Below are 20,871 nucleotides of genomic sequence, written 5' to 3' on the forward strand. Positions count from 1 at the left end.
TTGAGAAAGATTCCCGGAATCTTTTACGGTATAACCCCTTCCCGGATAACAGGTTTTATATGAACGGTAAAGGATATGTCGTTATTATGCCTAGTTTTAACCTCTCAGTATGTTTGTAACCGGCTTTTTTAACAGCATATGATGCACCATAACAAAACCGTGGATACCATACCCTATCAGAAATTACCACTAAAAGGCCAATTCAGTATCTTTGAAGTGGAACACTTCCATAGCGACCTGGCAGGCCAGCCGCACCGGCATCACGATTTTCAGATCCTCTGGCTGACCAAAGCCAAAGGGGAGCATGTGGTGGATTTTGTGACATATGATATGGAGGATCAAATGATCTTTCTGCTCCGTCCCGGCCAGATCCATCAATTGCCGGAGAATGGCATGTTTGGTTTCAGCATCACTTTCACAGAGAAATTCTACTTCAGCAATAAACACGACCGTGAATCCTTGTACGATTTTACCACTTTGTTCGATGATACACAGGAGTATGCGCCCATACGCATTAGTAATGCCACGGCAGCCAATTTTTCCATGCTGATCACCTTAATGCGGGAGGAATTATCCATTCAGCTGGAAGGGAGCAGCAGTAGTGTGATCAAACACTTATTGAATGCCTTTCTCTTACTGGCAGAGCGGGAGAAAAAACATAATGTGGCAAATTCCCCTGCGCTGTTACATCATGATGCCCGGATCATAGAGTTGCGGAGGGTGGTGGAAAAGCATTTCCGCAAGGAGCATCAGGCGGCTTTTTATGCAAAACATTTTGCGCTTACTGCCAAGCGGTTAAATGAGATAACAAGGGAGGCAATTGGTAAAACCATTACAGATATGATCCGTGCGAGGTTGATCCTGGAGGCCAAGCGGCAACTGGCATTTAGCCACAGGAGCGTAAAAGAGATCTGTTATGAACTGGGGTTTGAGGATCCGGCTTATTTCAGCCGCTTTTTCCGGCAGCATACTTCCACCTCTCCCCATGAGTTCAGGGACACAATGTTCAAATAGTACCAGCCAATCGTCTGTTTGTCCAAACATAGCGCCTAAATGGTCACTACTTTTACATCTCGTTAAAAGGAAACCAAGCTTTTAGGGCGCGTTTATCAAACGCGTTTTTTATTTAAAAAGGAAAGGAAAGTAAGAGAATCCGCCCTGTTTTGTACTGGGCGGTTTTTTTATGAGGTGATGCCATACTGCTTTGTGTATGGGGGATTTCTATTACGGAGGCAGCCTGCTGTTAGTTATGCCTGGGCGGTTTATGGCAGTAATCTGTTCACAATGAAATAATAATCACCAGGCCTTTTTAAATGCGCCCGATCAATTACCAGTCCTTTTCCACTGTTCCCGGGCTGGCCTTCACTTTCTTCATTTTATCTTCCTGCAGTTTCTTTTCCTGCTGTGCCAGGGCCTGCAGCAAACGTTTTGCTTCTTCCGGCGTTAGTTTACTGGGTTTAGGCTGAGGTTGCTGCTGTTGTTCTTTTTCCTGTTGCTTTTTCTCCTGCTCCTTCTTCTCCTGTTCTTTTTTATCCTGGTCCTTCTTCTGGTCGTCTTTATTTTCTTTATTCTCTTTCTGCTTGTCTTTCTGTTTGTCCTTATTATCTTTTTTATCGTCTCCGCCGCCTTCCTGCTGTTGCTTCTTCAGCATGGCCTGTGCGTAAGCAAGGTTATAACGGGCCTGTTCATCAGCCGGGTTGGCTTTCAGGGCATTTTTATAACTCTTGATGCTTTCCTCCCACTTTTTGTCTTCCATGAATGTGTTGCCGATGTTGTAATTGGCGTCCGCTTTCACTTCTTTCTTTCCACCTACCTTTAAGGTATTGGCATATTGTGCGCGGGCAGCATCAAACCTTTTTTGTTCGTATAAAGAGTTGCCGAGGTTGTAGTTCCCTTCAACCGATTTATTATTTCTCTCCAGCGCTTTTTTATAGCTGGCTTCCGCATCAGCGTATTGCTGCTTTTTATATTGATCGTTCCCTTTACGGATCAGTTTATTGGTGCCTTCCTGAGCAAATGTTGCCCCTGTGCTGAATAAAAGCACGGCAACTGCTATATGAAAAAAGTGCTGTTTCATTTGGCTTGCGCAGTTTTAAGTCCGGGCAGTTCTTCTGCTTTTTTCTTTTTGCCTTCCGGTATAAAGAATTCCAGCAGGATCAGGACGAGGCTGATGCCCAGGAAATATTGAAAGTAGCTGTTATAATCGGTGAACACATTTTCTCCAAATTCTTTCTGCTCCATCCTGTCTATTTTGGTAGCCAGGGCGTCCACCACTTCATCTGTATTGTTCATCATGTGGAGGTACATTCCCTTTCCTTCAGCAGCAAGGGATTTAAGCGCATCTTCATTCAGTTTGGAGATCACGGTATTACCTTCACGGTCTTTTTTAACACCACCGTTTTCAGGGTCTGGCAATGGAGATCCTGTAGGGGAACCAATACCCACGGTATTGATCACCACACCATTTTCCAAGGCCTTCCTGGCTTCGGCGATAGCGCCTTCATTATGATCTTCCCCATCAGAAATAATAATGAGGGCTTTGTGTTTGCGTTCTTTTTTATTGAAAGCCTCATCGCTTACACGGATGGCTTCGTTTATTTCAGTGCCCTGTTTGGGAATGAGGTCAGGAGAAATACTGCCCAGGTACATCCGTGCAGCAGAATAATCTATTGTCAGTGGCATTTGCAGATATGCATTCCCGGCAAACACCACAATCCCCACGCGGTCGTTATCCAACTTCTCCATGAGTTTGATCACCAGTTGTTTAGCACGGGTAAGCCTGTCCGGCTTGGCATCCGTGGCCAGCATGCTTTTGCTCACATCCAGTGCAATGATCACATCCACCCCTTTGCGGGTGATCTTTTCAACACGGCTCCCCTTCTGGAGGTTGGCCAGGCCTATCACGCCAAAGAAGAATGCAATGAAAAGCAATAGGAATTTGACTGTAAACAGGCGGCGGGAATAGCCACTGAAGAGCTTTTCCACCATTACGGGATCACCTAAACGGCGTACAGACCTGCGTTTCCACCAGGTAACCCAGGCAAAAGCCAGAACCAGTACTATCAGGAGCACAAATGCCCAGAGGTATTCTGTATGTTGAAATCTTAACATGGTTAAAATAACTTACCCCGGTCATTGCCGGGGCAAGTAGTCAAAAATAATTTTTTTATAACGTATTACAAGGATGTTATAAAAGGATTTAGGAGTTTTTTAACAGGGCCTTTATTTTTTGCCTTCAAAAAAACCTTCTTCCTTCAGGATGTTTCGGAGTATTTCCATCCTTACTTTGCGGATATCCAGGCTCTTATCTTCTGTTTCAAAGTTCAGCACAAAGAAACAGGGGTGTTTGTTTTCCTCGATCCAGCCGGCGATCCAGGCAATGTTCTTAGCTCCTGATGTGCCCAGGCCGGTTTTATAGGCCAGTTTATATTTAGGCGTTACTTCCTGCAGCATTACTGCACTCACCAGTTCCTGTACCCTCTGCTGGAAGGGGAGTTGATTGAAATACAATTGTTTTACAAAACCCAGTTCCTCATCAGGGGATATTTGCAGGGAATTATCCAGCCAGAAAGAATCTATGCGGCTGATCTTGCGATTACCATATTGTACAGAATCCAGCCAGCGCTGCATGGTATCTTTTCCGATGCGGCGGGCTACTTCCTGGTAATAGGGAACGGAAGAAGCTCTGAAAGCCTCTGCCATAGTGAGCTGAACACTATCCAATTGTATAACCATGCTGGTATCACTGATCACACCGGTTTGCAGTCCTACCAGGGAATTGAAGATTTTAAAAGTGGAGGCCGGCAGGAAGCGTTCCTTAGCACGGTCAATATTGTAGACTTTGAAAGTACCCTGGCCATTGTCGAACAGCATAAAGCAGCCTTCCAGCTTGTGTTGTGTAAAATATTTCTCCCAGCTTTTGACATCTTCCACATTGTTAGGGGAGCAGGCACTGAGCCATAAGGTAGCAGAAAGCAATAGCAGGCCGAACGTTTTCATCTGTTTCTGTTTTTAAGTCCTGCAAAAGTAAGCGATGAAGGGAATAAAAAAAGGCCCCGATCAGATCGGAGCCTTTTCTGTTCAATAAATCTTATATGGCCACAGGTTCTTTGATAACACCGAGTTCCCGTCCGATCTTGGTGAAGGCGGTAATCGCTTTGTCGAGATGTTCCTGGCTGTGTGCTGCGCTGAGCTGCACACGGATCCGGGCCTGGCCTTTTGGCACCACGGGGTAGAAGAATCCGATCACATAAATGCCTTCCTGTAAAAGTTTGTCGGCAAACTCTTTACTGAGTTTGGCATCGTAGAGCATTACCGGAACGATCGGGTGATCGCCTGGTTTGATGTCGAAGCCTGCTGCCGTCATTTTTTCACGGAAGTATTTAGTGTTGAACTCCAGTTTGTCCCTCAGTTCAGTGGTTTCGCTGAGCATATCCAATACAGCAATGGAGGCGCCAACAATACTGGGGGCTACGGAATTAGAGAAGAGATATGGCCGGCTGCGCTGACGCAGCATATCTACCATTTCTTTGCTGCCGCTGGTAAAACCTCCGGATGCTCCACCCAAAGCTTTACCCAGTGTGCCTGTGATAATATCCACACGGCCCATCACACCACGGTATTCATGTGTGCCACGGCCGGTTTTGCCAAGGAAACCGGAAGAATGGCTTTCGTCTGACATCACAATGGCATTATATTTATCGGCGAGGTCGCAGATCTTATCTAATTGTGCAATGGTACCGTCCATGCTGAAAGAGCCATCCGTAACGATCACACGGCTGCGCGCTCCCTGGGATTCCTGCAGTTTTGCTTCCAGGTCTGCCATGTTATTATGTTCATAACGGAAACGCTGCGCTTTACAGAGGCGTACCCCGTCAATAATGGAAGCATGGTTCAAAGCATCGGAAATGATGGCATCCTGTTCTGAGAACAGGGGTTCAAACACCCCGCCGTTTGCATCAAAAGCTGCTACATAGAGGATGGTATCTTCTGTGCCCAGGAATTTGGAGATCTTTTCTTCCAGTTCCCGGTGAATATCCTGGGTACCGCAAATGAAACGTACACTGCTCATCCCGTAACCATGTGTGTCTATCGCTTTTTTGGCGGCAGACACTACTTTAGGGTGGGATGAGAGGCCAAGATAGTTGTTGGCGCAAAGGTTAATAACAGTTTTGCCGCCCACCTTAATCTCGGCGCCCTGCTCGGAAGTAATGATCCGCTCGTTCTTGAACAGGCCGGCGGTTTGTATTTCATCCAGCTCCTGTTGTAATCGTTTGATGAAATTTTGGTTCATGTTAGCGAGTGTTTTTAGCTGTACCTAACAAAGTTAGGGGTTTAAATGTATCTAGTAATTCAGCGGTAAAAAGGGGGAATCTCCGCAATGATAAAAAGTTTGACCGATGTGTAACATTTATCAGTCGCCCAGCGTCATACAATTATCATAGACGGTAAAATATGACGAAAGGTACTGTACGCTCACTGATCCGTTGGATACCCCTGACCTGCTTTGGATTGCTGATAATGGCCGTAGTGGCTATTACAGCGTTTTCGCCCGGTTTAGGGACCCCTTGGGAGAATGGCGAAGGCCACTCTGCCCTGGAGGTTATCAGAAGGCTGCCAATAGTGGAAATATTGTCATGGAGCTGGCTATAAAAGGGCTTTTTTGCTTTCCGGAGCTCCGGGAAGGAGCACTTTAAACAAAATGTCGGAAATTCGCACTCAAAAGCCATAGCGCCGGATGACGGAAAAGGAGTACAACAAATGCGTAGATCTGTATAGCGATAACCTCTTCCGGTTCATTGTCAAAAATCTTGAGCACACGGAAGATGCCCGGGATGTAGTACAGAACGCGTTTGAAATATTATGGAAACATTGCAGTGATGTGCCTTTTGAGAAGGCCAAGAGCTATTTGTTTACCGTAGCGTACCATAATATGATAGATCATGTGCGGAAAGTGAAGCGGATCACGCTGGTGGAGGAATTCAAAGAAGAAGCAAAGGTTTCTGAACAAAAGATACATAATGCCCGTAGTATCATAGAAAAAGCGCTGGACCGGCTAAGTGATGTACAGCGTTCCCTGATCCTGCTAAAAGATTATGAGGGATACAGCTACGAGGAGATTGGAGAAATTATGCACTTAAACCCTTCACAGGTAAAGGTTTATCTGCACCGCGCAAGGGCGCATCTGAAGGAATACCTGGTTAAGATGGAAAACGTGATTTAGGTAAAAGGTATTCAAAATCAGCATTTTATGTCAACAGACATCAACATATCAAACTACGAAGATTACCTCTACAGTTATGTAGACGGTGAACTGCAGGCCGAAGAGGTGCTGGCACTGGAAAACTTCCTGGAGAAGTACCCCCAGTTCCGGGCAGAACTGGAAATTTTATTGTCCACCCGCCTTCAGCCGGAAGCCATTGTGTTCGATAGCAAAGCTTCTCTTTACCGTGGTAGTGAAATAAGCCTGCAGAATTACGAAAGCCATCTCTTAAGTTATATAGATGGGGAGTTGAATCAGCAGGAAAAGGATGCTTTTGAACAATTTGTTTCCAGGCACCCGGCTGTAGAAAAGGACTTAAAGGTATGGCAGGCCACTAAATTACAGGCAGATACCGCAGTACGTTTTGAGAACAAGTCTGTACTGTACCGCAAAACCAGCCACCGCACAGTGATCCGCCCTGCCTACTGGTGGGGAGCAGCAGCAGCTGTTATGGCCGGGGCATTATTCTTCATTACATTATCAGATGCAACAAAAACAGACGTAGCAGCCGTTAAACAAACGGGAACACAAAAAACGCCGCCAGCAGCTGTGGAAACAACTACGGAACCCGTAATTGCGGCTACAGTTCCAAGAGAAACGCCTAAAGAAACACCACAGGCAGCTAAGCAGGAAAAAGTGCTGGAAAAAACAACGGCAAACACAACTCCGGCAAAAGCGCCCGTTCTGGCAGCCGCAAACACAGCCAGGGCAACTATAAGTAAAGCTCCGGCTGCAAACACTGCCCCGGCTGCGAACAAAACAATAGACCTTACAAACGTTCCAACAGAACAGCACGATAATAATGCAGTAATTGCAGCAGACATCTCAAAACAGTTGAAACAGATCCCGGGTAATGAGGTAGCAGTAAACCGCCCTTCCATAGAAGTAGGTACATCCGCTCCCCTGGCAACCCCGGCACCGGCAGCTGCTGAGCCCGGCGAGCTGATCATGTCCGTTACCGGTAACGGGCTGGAAAGCAAAGTGCTGGACAAGGTAACCAACGTGGCAAGGTTATTTGCCAAAAAGAGAAATAAATAACGAACCGGTAAAACGGCACAGTCATATGAAGCAAAAATTTTTACTCACCATTCTTACAATGATCCTTGCAATGGGCAGCGCTTTTGCTCAGCATGAATCTATAGATACCATACAGATCAAGGGTTTGGTTATTGTGAAGGGGAAAGACGCCAGAGGAAAAAGCATTTTCAGAGCTTACCAGGATACTGGGTATGCCCGTCAGAAACTGAAAAAGAACCTCCATACCAAATGGCTGGTATTTGATGTGGGATTTAATAATTACAGGGACAAGAGTAATTATCCCGGCGCCATGGTAATGTCCCTCTACCCGCAGAACCAGCAACAATATTATCCCAATCTTTCTGCTGCGGATGGCAGTTATGACTATTCCGGCCTTGCACTCAATAAATTCGCGCCACGTAGTGCCAGTCAGCCATTAACACCTTCAGAGTTTAAACTCATCACTGGTAAATCGATCAATTTTAATATCTGGGTGTTGATGCAACGCCTGAATATTCATAAACATAAACTGAACCTTATCTATGCTTTAGGTGTAGAAATGAATAACTATCGGTTTGCCCGGAATATCACCTATGTAGCTGGTTATCCCACCACTATCATCCGTGATTCAGTAGGGTTTTCCAAAAACAAGCTGTTTGCACAGTACCTGACCATCCCCGTGATGCTGAATTTTAACTCTAATCCTGCCCGTCCCGGCCGCTCTTTTGAAATGAGCCTGGGCTTTTCCGGCGGATATTTGCTCAAATCACGCACCAAACAAGTGAGTGCTGAAAGAGGCAAAGTGAGGCACACAGACGATTTCAGCCTGAATAAATGGCGTTTAGGCCTGACCGGTGAATTAGCATATGGTCCTATTAAACTATATAGTAACTTTGCCCTCACGCCCTTACATGACTATGGACTGGAACAATATCCCTTTTCTGTAGGGTTCCGGTTCAACGGATTTTAATGAGCAAAAAGTAACGAGCATATTCTATTTATTTATTACCTGGATGAATTTTGAAAGGCAGGGGGTAACATTCTCCTCATTTCCTTTATCCTATAAAACTGTACACAACCAAATCCAAAAAAGTATGCGATCTATCCTGACGTTTGTAGCTGTAGTGATTTTCATCGTGTTCATGCATGCCACTAATCTAAGGTTACCGGAAAACCCCACACCCGTGGAAAACCTTGCTGCGTCCATCCCCGGCAGCAAAGCACAACTTCCTGTTCCTGAAGCCTCCGAAGCATTGGTATATCTCCCGGACAGCCTGTTCCAGTCTTACCGCGGAGATCACAACCTATATGTAACAAACCATTACCATGTATTATATGTAAAAACAGATACCCTGTTTCTGACCACTCCCGGGCCTGTACACAACAGCCGTGTTTATGCAGGAAATATGATCTTAAGATAATATCCCCCATCCCCAAATTCCTCCGCTCATCCTTTCGGGTGCAGAAAAATTACGTTCAGGCCGTTGAATGTCCTCTGGCATTTTTTATATTTGGTATGATCAATTTTTAAACCAACTGTATGAGAGTAACCTCCCTTATTTTATTGCTGTTGCTATCCGCAACGCTGCAAATGTCAGCCCAGGAAAAGCACCAGTGGAAAGACGCCACATCTGGCGGCTATACCTACCGGTACATTACCGGAGATCCAATGCAGGCACGCTTTTACACTTTGAAGAATGGCCTTACCGTTATTCTGAGTGTCAACAAAAAGGACCCCCGCATTCAAACCCTCATAGGTGTACGCGCAGGTAGCAACAGTGATCCTAAAGACCATACCGGCCTTGCACACTATCTGGAACACTTGTTATTTAAGGGCACCACAAAGTTCGGCTCCCTGGACTGGGCTAAAGAAAAACCCCTGCTTGATAAGGTGGAAGGCCTGTACGACACTTACAACAAAACCACAGATGTAGAAAAGCGTAAAGCCATCTACAAACAAATAGACAGCATGTCCGGCGCTGCAGCCAAATTCGCCATTGCCAATGAGTACGATAAGATGATGACGAATATGGGCGCACAGGGAACCAATGCCCATACCTGGGTAGAGGAAACTGTGTATGAAGAAGATATTCCCTCCACTGCAGTAGATAAGTTCCTGGCAGTGCAGGCAGAGCGTTTCCGCGATCCCGTTTTCCGGATCTTCCATACTGAGCTGGAAGCCGTGTATGAAGAAAAGAACCGTGGGCTGGACAATGATGGCCGCAAAATGTATGAGGCCATGCTGTTCAATTTATTCCCAACCCACAATTACGGGCAGCAATCCACCATCGGAACCGTAGAACATCTGAAGAACCCTTCCCTGAAGGCCATCCGGCAGTTCTATAATGAATTTTACGTGCCTAATAACATGGCGATCGTTTTCGCTGGCGACTTTGATCCTGATTACGTGATCAAACGTATCGACCAGCAGTTTGGCTATATGAAAACCAAACCCGTGAAGGAATACAAAGCTCCTGCCGAAGCGCCGATCACCAAACCGGTCGTGAAGGAAGTATTTGGCCCGGATGCGGAAAATGTAAACCTGGCTTATCGCATGCCCGGTGCACTGGATACAAAATCCGCAGTTGTGCTCACCGTTCTCTCACAGATCCTTTCCAACGGTAAAGCAGGTCTGATGGACCTCAACCTGAACAAACAACAAAAAGTACTGGGTGCCAGTGTAAGCACACTGCCCTGGAAAGACTATACCGTATTTTCTTTAAGCGGCCGCGCCAAAGAAGGGCAAACACTGGATGAAGTAAAAGACCTGCTGCTGGGCCAGCTGGACATCCTCCGGAAAGGTGAATTTGATGAATCCCTCATCACCGCTATCGTTAATAACTTCAAACTCTACGAGATACAAGGCCTGGAAAGCAACGGCAACCGTGCTAACAGCCTCATGGATGGTTACATTAAACACGCCGGTAAAAACTGGCTGTATGATGTTTCTTATGTAGAAGATATGGGCAAAGTCACCAAACAACAGATCGTTGATTTTGCGAATAAGTACATGAACAACAGCTACGTACTGCTGTACAAACGTAAAGGGGAAGATAAGAATATTGAAAAGGTAGAGAAACCGCCGATCACACCTGTAGAAGTGAACCGCGATGCACAGTCCGAATTCCTGAAGAGTGTAGCCGCTCTTCCTGAAACACCTGTAAAGCCGCTCTGGCTGGATTATGATAAAGACATCCAGAAAGGAAAGGTTGGCAATGCAGACCTGTTATATGTGCAGAATAAAGACAATGGCCTGTTCCGTCTTTACTATCGTTTCAACATGGGCAGCTGGAGCAACAAAAAACTCCCGATAGCCGCGCAATACCTGCAATTCCTGGGTACGGACAAATATTCCTCCGAAGAGATCAGCAAGCAATTCTACAATATTGCCTGTTCCTTTAACCTCTCTGCCGGATCAGAAGAAACAACCGTTACCATCACCGGTTTACAGGAGAACTTCGACAAGGCGGTACAATTGTTTGATCACCTGATCACTAATTGCAAGCCGGATGAAAAAGCACTGGCCGGTTTCAAGAACAGGATCGCGAAGTCCCGTTCAGATATGAAGCTGAATAAAGGGCAGATCATGAGCGGTTTGCGGTCTTACGCAACATATGGGGCAAAAAACCCGTTCAATAATCAGCTAAGCAAAGAAGAACTGGATGCGTTAACAGCACAGGAACTCACAGACCTGCTGCACGAACTGCCGAACTATAAACACACCATCATTTACTACGGGCCTAAGGACCTGGCAACAGCCTCAACTGCTGTGCAGAAACTGCATCAGCAACCTGCTGCATTTAAGGCAGACATGCCGGCAAAACAGTTTGAGAAAACGGTACAGGCCAGCAATAAGGTATTGTTTGCAGATTATGATATGGTGCAGGCAGAAGTGAACTGGGTGCGTAACGGAGATGTGTTCAATCCCTCCAATACAGCTGTAGTGAACCTCTTCAACTCTTATTTCGGAGGAGGCATGGGATCTATTGTGTTCCAGACCATCCGTGAATCTAAAGCACTGGCTTATTCTACTTATGCTTTCTATGCAGCACCTAACAAAAAAACAGACCGTTATGCGGTACTGGCTTATGTAGGCAGCCAGGCAGATAAAGTGAATGAAGCCATTGCAGGCATGAATGAACTGCTGACCACCATCCCTAAAGCAGACAAATCTTTTGAAACTGCGCGCAGCAGTATGAAAAAAGATATTGAAACAGAACGTATCACGCAGGATGGTATTATCTTCAGCTACCTGGGTGCTCAGAAACTGGGGCTGGATACGGATATCCGTAAATCAGTATACGAAAGCGTGGACAAACTGAGCTTTGATGATGTGAAACGCCTGCATGATCAGAATATTGCCGGAAAGCCTTATTCATACTGCATCCTGGCGTCTGAGAAACGCATTAAACTGGATGACCTGAAAAAGTATGGTGATGTACAGAAAGTAACGCTGGAAGAAATATTCGGATATTAATTTGTTGATATAAACAATAGGAATAGAGACGCAAATATTGCGTCTCTATTTTTTTTAACACAATATTCGCATTCTGCCTGCCGTTAATCTATTCTGAAATCCTGTAACTACAATGTGGCGTTATTGCTTTTTATTTTTCTTATTGCCCCTGTTTGCCTTTGAGCACAATAATAATGATCTGTATAGCGTTAGGCTCAACCCCGCGCGGATAGATGTAGACAAAGTGTTTCTGCTCGTAGACAAAAGTGATTACCGCATGTATCTGTATGAAGATGCTACTTTGATTAAGATCTATAAAGTAGTATTCGGCAACGGGGATACAAGGGATAAATATGTACAGGGCGATCGCCGCACGCCGGATGGAACATTCCGCATCCTCGCCAAACGTTACGACAATCGCTGGAGCCGCTTCCTGCTATTGGATTACCCCAACATTGAATCACGCGAAAAATTCCAGCAACGCCAGGCCCAGGGCCTCATTCAAAGAGGAGCAGACATTGGCGGCGGCATCGGCATCCATGGTGTGGAATACGCATCCGGTATCCGCGATAGTTATGTGGAACAACGTATTAACTGGACGCTGGGTTGCGTTAGCCTGAAGAATGGAGATGTGAATGAGTTATATGATGTTGTGAAAGTAGGTACTCCTGTAGTGATAAGACCCTAAAGCCCTTCAATATTCCTGCGGGCTCTTTCAGGCCTTGTATTAAAAGCTTTTCCGAATTTATAAGTGAAGCCTATACGAAGTATGGGGCGCTGGAAATTCCGCGTAAATCTTTCCCTGTAAGTATCACCAAAAAACTCTCCTCTGCCATGAAAATAGCGGCTGACAAAGCTCTGTGAACGCAGGCTGATAGCCGCTTTTTCTCCCCATAATTTTTTATTAACGCCCAGGAAGTAATTTCTCCAGCCCGTAACATATCCATACACCAGGGGATAACGTGATTCCCAGTAGAATGATCCTTCCAGGGCAAAACCTTTAGGTAACTGGTAAGTGGCTGTGGTAGAGAGCCGCGCATAGGGCCGCTGGTTGATAATGGTATCACCGCGGAACTTCACATAATACATATCTGCGTTCGTGTTCAGTTTGAAACGTTTCCCGATATTCAGGGTATTACTTAAGGATAAACCTGTTTTACTATTACCGGCAATGTTTGCATAACTGTTATAGATCACACCATTTCCTTTCATGACCCTTATGCTTTGAATGCTGTTATTAGCATAGGAATGATAAACAGAGATACTAATAAAACCAGTAGTATACCCGAACTCAAACCGGTGGATCTTTTCAGGAACAAGATCAGGATTGCCGGTGGTGATATTAAGCGAGTCGCTGTAGTCCAGGGCAGGAGAAAGATGGTATACTTCCGGCCGCTGTATCCGGTAAGAATAGCTGAGATTGAATGTGTGCTTGTTAGAGAAACGCCGGGAAATAATAATATTGGGAACAAAAATATCGTAAGAGGGCAATGAAAGCCCCTGTGCGCTAAGCCAGGTGTATTCATATCTCGTACCTAACCTGAATTTCCATTCTTTCACAGTAAGATCATAGCTCAGATAAGCTGCCATCACGTTCTGTATGAAATGATAACGCAATGAACGCTGAAGATCTTTTTCATATCCGGTGAGTGAATCAAAATTGAAGAGCGCATAATCGGTGTTGATCTCTCTCTTTGAATATTTCAATCCGGTTTCAATTTTATGGTGAGAAGAAAAAGGATGCACATAATCTGATTGCAGCATGATATCATAATTACGCCCCCTGTTCTCGTTCTTTTCTTTATATGCATCTGCCCGCATAATGTACCCGCTTTCATTATTACGTGCAGAATAACCTCCTAATACATACAGCTCCCTGTTATTATCCAGGCGCTTGTTGTAAGAGAAAGTAATACCTCTGCTCCAGTACAAACCTTCCCTGCTGGTATGGCGGGCGTATTCTCTAACAGGCGTAAGCTGCGTTGCCTGTAACGAGCTTTCGCGGAAATCAGGAAAGATGCCCAAACGCATGGAAACATCAAATGCCTGCGTGCTATCCGGCTCCCAGCCTGCATTGAAGGTGAAATAATTCCCACGGCCATGCTGCCTGTTTTCTGAGAATTGCCGGAGTGCAAAACCATTATACCCAATGCGCTCCGTTTCCTCATAATTATAACTCTTATAAAGGTTCTGATACACTTCAAATGTGCTGTATACTTTTGCCATCCGGTAGTTAAACTTCAGGTTGTAACTCTGATCAATGTCGTTCGCATTGGCGCTAAGAGTTCCGGTGAGGCCCCGCAGGCGGTTTTTCTTTAACCAGATGTTTAATACACCTGCAGAACCTTCTGCATCATAACGGGCAGAAGGATGTGTGATCACTTCTACCTTCGCAATATCATCAGCAGATAATGATTTCAGCAGGTCTGCCACATTGTTGGCATAGAATTCCGCAGGTTTATTATTGATAAATATCTTAACGCTGTTATTCCCGCGGATGCTGATAGCGCCGTCCTGGCTGATGGTTACAAAAGGCACACGCTGCAAAAGGTCCTGTGCATTACTCCCGGCGGCCACCAGGTCCCCTTGCGGGTTATACACAAGTCCGTCTATTCGCTGTTCAATAGCTGGTGGCCGCTGTGCCTGCACATGTACACTTTGTAACTGTTGTGCAAGCGGAAGAAGGGATATCTGTATAGATTGGGCGGAAGGAGATACGATGGAAATGTAATAGGGCTGATAACCCAGGAAACGGGCACTTAAGAGATATTTACCTTTCGGCACGGGCTCCATTACAAACTGGCCGTCTTTACCGGTACGCACTGTTTTCACTATGCTGCTGTCCTCCTGCATCAATACAACTGTGGCGGCAATCAATGGTTCATGGTTGCTCTTTACCACACCACGGATAGTCTGAGCAGTAGCGGGAACCGCAAAAAGCAGGGAGCATAACAGTAATTTCATTGCCATACAGTACAAAGGAAGCATGGCAATAAGGGAGGAGGAAATTATTTACATCATGTGTAAATAATGCAGGACGAAATGCAAATGAAAAGGGCGGTATCAGTGATACCGCCCTGCGTAATTTATAGTTTTCCTCTTTTGATCTCTTCTACAACAGCCGGATCCAGCAGTGTGGAAGTATCGCCAAGGTTGTCTAATTCCCCTTCTGCGATCTTGCGCAGGATACGGCGCATGATCTTTCCGGAACGCGTTTTCGGCAGGCCTGCCACAAACTGGATCTTATCCGGTTTTGCAATAGGGCCAATGATCCGGGAAACGGTTTGCATGATATCTTTCTTGGTAAGTTCAGGATCTTTTATCAGCTTATCCGTGATCACATATGCATAGATGCCCTGCCCTTTAATATCATGCGGATAGCCCACTACAGCACTTTCCACAACACCTGCGTGCATGTTGATGGCATTCTCCACTTCTGCGGTACCAATACGGTGGCCGCTTACATTGAGTACATCATCCACACGGCCGGTGATACGGTAATAACCATCTTCATCACGGAGGCAACCGTCTCCTGTGAAATAGAGATTCTCGTAAGTAGCAAAGTAAGTAGTGCGGCAACGTTCATGATCTCCATAGGTGGTACGGATCATACCTGGCCATGGGAACTTGATACAAAGGTTACCGTTCACGCCATTCCCTTCAATTTCTTTTCCGTTCTCATCCACCAGGATGGGTTGAATACCCGGCAGCGGAAGTGTGGCGTAACCTGGTTTTTCAGGTGTAATGCCAGCCAGCGGAGCAATCATGATACCACCGGTTTCTGTTTGCCACCAGGTGTCTGTGATCGGCGCTTTTCCTTTACCGATATGATCTTTATACCAATGCCATGCTTCTTCATTGATCGGTTCACCTACTGTACCTAATGTAGTAAGCGAGCTGAGGTCCTTGTGGTTCACAGGGCCGAGGCCAAAACCCATCAGGCTGCGGATAGCAGTAGGAGCAGTGTAGAGTACATTCACACGGAACTTATCTACAATGTCCCAGAAACGCCCGGCATCAGGATAAGTGGGGATACCTTCGAACAACAGGGTTGTAGCGCCTGCGCTTAAAGGACCATAAAGAATATAACTGTGGCCGGTGATCCAGCCGATATCTGCTGTACAGAAAAATACCTGTCCGGGTTTATACTGGAAGGTATTGATAAAAGTATAATTCGCATATACCATGTACCCTGCACAGGTATGCACCACACCTTTAGGTTTACCGGTAGAGCCGGAAGTGTAAAGGATAAAGAGCATATCTTCCGCATCCATTTCTTCAGCTGCCACTGGCGGGTTACCCATGGTTTCCACTTGTTTGATCTCATCTTCCCACCAAACGTCTCTGCCTTTGAGCATACTAACGGGTGTGCGGGTACGTGTGCAAACAATTACTTTTTTAACAGAAGGGCAGGCCATCAAAGCATCGTCTATCACGGCTTTCAAAGGAATGTCCTTTCCGCCGCGGAAAGCCCCGTCACAAGTGATCACCAGGCTGGCCTGTGCATCCTGGATACGGTCTGCAATAGATTGTGCACTGAAACCGCCAAATACCACAGAGTGAATAGCACCGATACGGGCACACGCTAATACTGCAATGGCCAGTTCAGGGATCATACCCATGTAAATACAAACACGGTCGCCTTTCTTCACACCGTTATTTTTGAGCACATTTGCAAACTGGCAAACCTTGTTGAACAGTTCACGATATGTGAGCACACGGTGCTTTTCTTCCGGATCATTGGGTTCCCAGATAATGGCAGGCTGATTGGCAAGTGTGCTCAAATGCCTGTCCAGGCAGTTTTCCGTAATGTTGAGCTTTGCTCCGGAAAACCATTTTACATCTGGTTGTTTAAAGTTCCATTCCAGTACATTGTCCCACTTACGGCGCCAGTAAAAATGATCGGCAACGTTGGCCCAAAATCCTTCCGGGTCTGTTACACTGTGCTGCCAGGCTTGCTGATAATCTTCGAAATTCTTGAGTTGGTATGGGTACGACATGATTCCCAATCTGATTTATAGTTAAACAGTTTTTTTAACGGGCCTTAAATTTAGTGATTTATGATTGAAGATTGTCAAATTAAGAAGGAATAACCTTGAAATAAATTCAATAGAAAGACAAATCCCGGCTATGATGGCCGGGATTTGTACAACGTATCTTTGTTTTTGCTTATGGATTCTTGACGCGTTCCTGCGGGTGATACGGATGAATTCTTCTTCTTATAGATTTTTGATGCGTTCCTTCACGTAAATGTGGATGGATTCCTCCTCCTTATTCTCCGGCTTTGCATGCAGTACGTATTGCTTGTAATGCTTTTTGGCATTCAGCGGATCCTGCAGATGCTGTTCATAGATGCGGCCAATACCATACTGGCGCATAGGGTCTTTAAACAAATAATAGGAGGTATCATAATATGCAATGGCTTTCCTGAATTGCCGCATCTGCTCGTAATTGTCTGCCAGCGTGGCGTAGTAGCTATCAAGACTTTTAGACTTAGCCTGGTCAATACATTCCAGGATCAGCTGGTTGCTTTTTTCGTAGTTCTTCATCCGCGCGTAAGCAAGGCCGGCATAATAGGTAACAGTTTCAGGTGCGGCATGTGCGAGTGCCATCATCTTATCATATACCAAAGCACAGCTGTCGTATTTTTTAAGGCTGTAGTAGGAAACAGACAAATAGATGGCAGCCATGGGGTCTACAATATCCATGCTGAATAAACGTTCTCCATACATCGTAGCGGTATTGAAATCTTTCTGGAGGTAGGAAACTTTCATTACCTGTGCAATAATGCTCACCTGCGTACTGTCAAAGAGCATGTATTGTTTCAGCATACTGTCTGCCCGGGCATATTCTTTCTGGGCAATGAATTCAGCACATAAGTAAGAGATAACGCTAACATCCTTTTGGTTCAACTCGTAGGACCTGAGCATGTATTTGATAGCAGAGTCCTGTTTGCCAACAACGTTTTCACAGACCAGCCCGAGTTGTTTATAGTAGATCGCATTTGAAGGGCGGAGCGTCACCAGCTTTTCAAAATGAATGAATGCTTTAGCCGGCTGCTTTTGCTGCCGGGCAATATTTCCAAGGTTCTGGAGCGCTGGTATATGATTGGAATCTTTTTCCAGTACAAGTTTGTAGTTTTTTTCCGCCTGCGCCAATTGCCCGCTTTGGTAATAAGCACTGGCCAGTAAGGCAAGGCCATTTACTTCCTGTACTTTCACCGTTCCTTCGAGATATTGAATGGCTTTGTCGAATTGCTGCTCCTGGAAATAATCCATCAGCAAAGCTTTATCGATATTATCCTGGGCTTTAGCGTTGGCAGCAAAAAGCAGGAGGCATAGTATAGCAGAAATAGCGCGGGTCATAACTAAGATTTCCATAAAACTAATAATTTAGTTTTATAAAGAAAAATTTAGTTTGACGGTGGATGTTTGATGTGAATTTCCTGTTGCGGGAAGGGGATTTCGATGCCCTGTTCCCCGAAAGTATCATAAATAGTGAGGAGTAGCGCGTGTAATCAGTGCTTGTGCAGCAATAAGACTGAAAATGGCACTCATGCCCAGGAATTTGGATAACATCACGTGGCCCGTAAGGTTACAGACAAATGCGCCTGCAGTCATCAATATCGTTACCGTGTATTGGAAAAGATGCCGTTCTTATCAGGATGATGTTTACCGATGCGGTGGATACTACTCAGCAGCCAGATAAGGAATAATACAAAGAGTACCATGTTCAGGCGATGATCAACAAAAAAGCAAAAGAACAGTTCTGCCCTTTTGCTTTTTTTATGAGATGAAATGATGGCTTCAGGCCTCCTTTGGCTTTTTTTCCGTTGCAATAATGGTGACCATATTAGGTATAGGGGCTTCCAGTTCCATATCCTGGTAAGAAAGCTCCGCCACACCTTCCATTTTGGTAACGGAAAAATGAGTGATGCGTTTGTCTGGAAAGAAATGCTGCAATCCTCCATGTATGGTAACGGTTACATGAGAGATAGCATGATCGCTGACCTCATCCAGGCGCTGAATGAATTGAGAAATGGTGGAGCGTATTTCCTGATTGGCTTCCGGCATGATCCTGGTTTTTAATGGGATTAATTAAGTTAACATCAATGAAAATGTTTCATTCCGTGGAGATGATGTACGCTATTGTGCATCTAACGTTGCCTGTAACCGACATTTTGCTCCAGGACGCTCTTTAAAAGATCATCAGTTACTGCCAGGATCTTTTCCTTTTCCGCATTACTGAAGGTGTTTTTGCCTCTGGCTTTCCGGTAGAAAGTAGCTTCACTCCAACCGCATTCATGGCAAACGCTTTCCCGGAAGGATTTCGGGAGCCGGGTTAAGGCTGTGTGCGTATCCGATAAGAGGTTGAAGGAGGAAAGTTTCTTTGTTTCCATGTGACGCTGGTTTAATCATTTTGAGGTAAATCCATTCATTTTGTCAATAAAAATGTTATATTGATAGTATGAGTATCATACAAACCATTTACAACTGTTACAATAATAACAAAATTTAATTACAGTGGAAGCGGTATCGAAAAATATTATTCACGAAGGCGCACGTTTGAAACAGATCGTTCGGGATAAACGTATGAAGATCCTGGAGTTCGCTGATCTGGCGGGGTTTTCCAACCAGATTGCTCACTATTATTTCCGCAAGGAAGCTATCAAACGCGCTACCTTACTGGAGTTCTGCACACTGCTCGGTATCAGTCTTGATGAATTTTATAACTGGACGCATCCGCGCAGAACACAACCGCAACCGGCTGTAGACTTTCATCAGGGCCAAAGACTGGATGAACTGATCGAAGAAAAGGGGCTGAATAAAACAAAGTTGGCAGACAGGATGGGGCTTAGCCGCCGCGCCTTATATAATCTGCTGGACAAATCTGTGTTCACGCCGGACCAGATGAAAAAGATCTGTCAGGTACTGGAGATCAGCGCCAAGGAATTCATGGGAGGCAATCATGTAGAAGAAAATGGAACAGATGGCCCGGAGATAGAAAGCTGGAAAGATAAATACTATAAACTGCTGGAAGATTATAATAAAGCACTCGTGGAAATAGCCCGCCTTAAGGAGTTGCAGTAAGGCTCGTACGCTTACCAGAAAGCGCCTCACACCAAAAGAGTTGTAGTAAACATTACTTGTTTCCCGGAAAAGTCTCACGTGAAAAAGAGTTAGCGTAAACCTTATGTCCGCACCGGAAAAAGTTTCAGGCACTCACCAAAAAAACGCAGCAGCCCCACATGCTCAAAAACACCCTCACCTTCTCACAAAAAAAAGATGCCATTGCATTTACGCAACAGCATCTCCAGGGTTCACATAGGTCAGGAATTTTAGGGGATTTGTTGTTAACATAGAAAGGATGCGTGTATATATGAACTCCAATAATGATCTTGTAGTAATTCTATTGCAAATTAGTTGCCCTGCTTGAGAAAGCGCACTCGAATGCGGAATTATTTGTAAAATAGTTAGGTCTCAAAAGACTGATCCTTCAATCTTTATGATAAAAATACTGATTTTTTCATTATAATTACATATATTAGCATTTCTATATTTGTAACGCTATCCCTTGTACTATGAAAAGCAGTCTATTATCCCTGGCCATGTGCCTTCTCCTGCTGGTTGGTAAAGCCCAGCGTACTTCAGAGCCTGAACTCAAAGAGTTTGAGGCTTTTTGGAAGAAATTCTACACCGCCCTGGTAAAGAAAGATATCCAGGGTGTGAGCGGTTTTATAGACTTCCCCCTGGTTGTAAAGAAAAGCCTCACGGATACTGCTGTTCAAACCATTAATAAAGACCAGTTCGCTAATTTCTTCAACGATTACCTGGAACTGCCGGCAAAAGAGGAGTTTGCCAATAAATACAATCTCCTGCGCGCCCGCAAATTGCTGAGCGAAGATGATAAGTCTATGGTATCAGACGATGCCGCCACCATTGAAGATTTTGAATTCCAGAAAGTGGACGGGAAATGGAAGCTGGTGTACGTTTACATGTTGGCGCAATAGCATTATTTAGTATATAAAATTAAAATATAGGGCATCTCAGCTATTCATTTCAAATAATATCTCCGTAAAAACCAATTATTCCCGTAATTTTGCACGATTTTTTTGTTCGCTCGCGGGCTAAAAAGA

At 45.0% G+C, this 20,871-nt stretch carries 19 protein-coding genes; 10 read left to right on the plus strand and 9 right to left on the minus strand.

All coding sequences use genetic code 11. The features are described from left to right. The first annotated feature begins 141 nt into the window (after nt 1-141). Complete coding sequence (locus AAHN97_RS25705; protein WP_343304944.1) at nt 142-1,014, plus strand: helix-turn-helix domain-containing protein; 873 nt, start codon at nt 142-144, stop codon at nt 1,012-1,014. 313 nt (nt 1,015-1,327) lie between these two features. Here the strand turns inward: AAHN97_RS25705 and AAHN97_RS25710 are convergent, their stop codons facing one another. From AAHN97_RS25710 to kbl, 4 genes are all read right to left on the minus strand, one after another. Beyond that, entirely contained in the window at nt 1,328-2,077 is a 750-nt protein-coding gene (locus AAHN97_RS25710; RefSeq protein ID WP_343304945.1) for a tetratricopeptide repeat protein, read from the minus strand. Next, nucleotides 2,074-3,111: a VWA domain-containing protein gene (locus tag AAHN97_RS25715; protein WP_343304946.1), complete on the minus strand. Its 1,038-nt coding sequence runs from the start codon at nt 3,109-3,111 to the stop codon at nt 2,074-2,076. Before AAHN97_RS25715 ends, AAHN97_RS25710 begins: the two co-directional genes overlap by 4 nt. Nucleotides 3,112-3,222: 111 nt before the next feature. Continuing rightward, a complete protein-coding gene (locus AAHN97_RS25720; protein ID WP_343304947.1) occupies nt 3,223-3,999 on the minus strand; it encodes a penicillin-binding transpeptidase domain-containing protein in 777 nt (258 codons plus the stop codon). A gap of 91 nt (nt 4,000-4,090) precedes the next feature. After that, nucleotides 4,091-5,293 carry a glycine C-acetyltransferase gene (gene kbl, locus AAHN97_RS25725; RefSeq protein WP_343304948.1) on the minus strand — a complete coding sequence of 401 codons (1,203 nt, stop codon included), beginning with the start codon at nt 5,291-5,293 and terminating at the stop codon, nt 4,091-4,093. Between the two features lie 161 nt (nt 5,294-5,454). On the opposite strand from kbl, the gene AAHN97_RS25730 reads away from it, so the two are divergent. The 7 genes from AAHN97_RS25730 to AAHN97_RS25760 all read left to right on the plus strand — a co-directional run bounded on the left by AAHN97_RS25730 (nt 5,455) and on the right by AAHN97_RS25760 (nt 12,423). After that, complete coding sequence (locus AAHN97_RS25730) at nt 5,455-5,652, plus strand: hypothetical protein (RefSeq protein ID WP_343304949.1); 198 nt, start codon at nt 5,455-5,457, stop codon at nt 5,650-5,652. A gap of 85 nt (nt 5,653-5,737) precedes the next feature. Then, nucleotides 5,738-6,223: an RNA polymerase sigma factor gene (locus AAHN97_RS25735; RefSeq protein WP_343304950.1), complete on the plus strand. Its 486-nt coding sequence runs from the start codon at nt 5,738-5,740 to the stop codon at nt 6,221-6,223. Between the two features lie 27 nt (nt 6,224-6,250). Next, a complete protein-coding gene (locus tag AAHN97_RS25740) occupies nt 6,251-7,300 on the plus strand; it encodes a hypothetical protein (RefSeq protein ID WP_343304951.1) in 1,050 nt (349 codons plus the stop codon). Between the two features lie 25 nt (nt 7,301-7,325). Then, complete coding sequence (locus AAHN97_RS25745) at nt 7,326-8,249, plus strand: outer membrane beta-barrel protein (protein ID WP_343304952.1); 924 nt, start codon at nt 7,326-7,328, stop codon at nt 8,247-8,249. A gap of 124 nt (nt 8,250-8,373) precedes the next feature. Then, a complete protein-coding gene (locus AAHN97_RS25750; protein ID WP_343304953.1) occupies nt 8,374-8,700 on the plus strand; it encodes a hypothetical protein in 327 nt (108 codons plus the stop codon). 119 nt (nt 8,701-8,819) lie between these two features. After that, nucleotides 8,820-11,756, plus strand: a complete 2,937-nt coding sequence (locus AAHN97_RS25755; protein WP_343304954.1) for a M16 family metallopeptidase — start codon at nt 8,820-8,822, stop codon at nt 11,754-11,756. Nucleotides 11,757-11,868: 112 nt separating this feature from the next. After that, a complete protein-coding gene (locus AAHN97_RS25760) occupies nt 11,869-12,423 on the plus strand; it encodes a L,D-transpeptidase family protein (RefSeq protein ID WP_343304955.1) in 555 nt (184 codons plus the stop codon). Here AAHN97_RS25760 and AAHN97_RS25765 read toward each other — a convergent pair. The 5 genes from AAHN97_RS25765 to AAHN97_RS25785 all read right to left on the minus strand — a co-directional run bounded on the left by AAHN97_RS25765 (nt 12,420) and on the right by AAHN97_RS25785 (nt 19,134). Next, the gene (locus AAHN97_RS25765) at nt 12,420-14,699 is read right to left on the minus strand and encodes a TonB-dependent receptor (protein WP_343304956.1); all 2,280 of its coding nucleotides are present in this window, start codon (nt 14,697-14,699) and stop codon (nt 12,420-12,422) included. The two genes, AAHN97_RS25760 and AAHN97_RS25765, sit on opposite strands and share 4 nt — an antisense overlap. A gap of 122 nt (nt 14,700-14,821) precedes the next feature. Beyond that, nucleotides 14,822-16,735: an acetate--CoA ligase gene (gene acs / locus AAHN97_RS25770; protein WP_343304957.1), complete on the minus strand. Its 1,914-nt coding sequence runs from the start codon at nt 16,733-16,735 to the stop codon at nt 14,822-14,824. A 219-nt stretch (nt 16,736-16,954) separates the two neighbouring features. Beyond that, nucleotides 16,955-18,115, minus strand: a complete 1,161-nt coding sequence (locus AAHN97_RS25775) for a tetratricopeptide repeat protein (protein ID WP_343304958.1) — start codon at nt 18,113-18,115, stop codon at nt 16,955-16,957. A 426-nt stretch (nt 18,116-18,541) separates the two neighbouring features. Then, nucleotides 18,542-18,808: a hypothetical protein gene (locus AAHN97_RS25780; protein WP_343304959.1), complete on the minus strand. Its 267-nt coding sequence runs from the start codon at nt 18,806-18,808 to the stop codon at nt 18,542-18,544. Nucleotides 18,809-18,891: 83 nt separating this feature from the next. Then, a complete protein-coding gene (locus AAHN97_RS25785; protein ID WP_343304960.1) occupies nt 18,892-19,134 on the minus strand; it encodes a hypothetical protein in 243 nt (80 codons plus the stop codon). A gap of 124 nt (nt 19,135-19,258) precedes the next feature. Here AAHN97_RS25785 and AAHN97_RS25790 point away from each other — a divergent pair, with 124 nt between their 5' ends. Together AAHN97_RS25790 and AAHN97_RS25795 are read left to right on the plus strand one after the other, a co-directional pair. Further along, nucleotides 19,259-19,825 (plus strand): helix-turn-helix transcriptional regulator, encoded by a 567-nt coding sequence (locus tag AAHN97_RS25790; protein ID WP_343304961.1) that lies wholly within the window; start codon nt 19,259-19,261, stop codon nt 19,823-19,825. A 491-nt stretch (nt 19,826-20,316) separates the two neighbouring features. Next, a complete protein-coding gene (locus AAHN97_RS25795) occupies nt 20,317-20,745 on the plus strand; it encodes a hypothetical protein (protein WP_343304962.1) in 429 nt (142 codons plus the stop codon). Nucleotides 20,746-20,871: the final 126 nt, after the last annotated feature.

Source organism: Chitinophaga niabensis, assembly GCF_039545795.1.
In the GTDB taxonomy this organism is placed as follows: domain Bacteria; phylum Bacteroidota; class Bacteroidia; order Chitinophagales; family Chitinophagaceae; genus Chitinophaga; species Chitinophaga niabensis_B.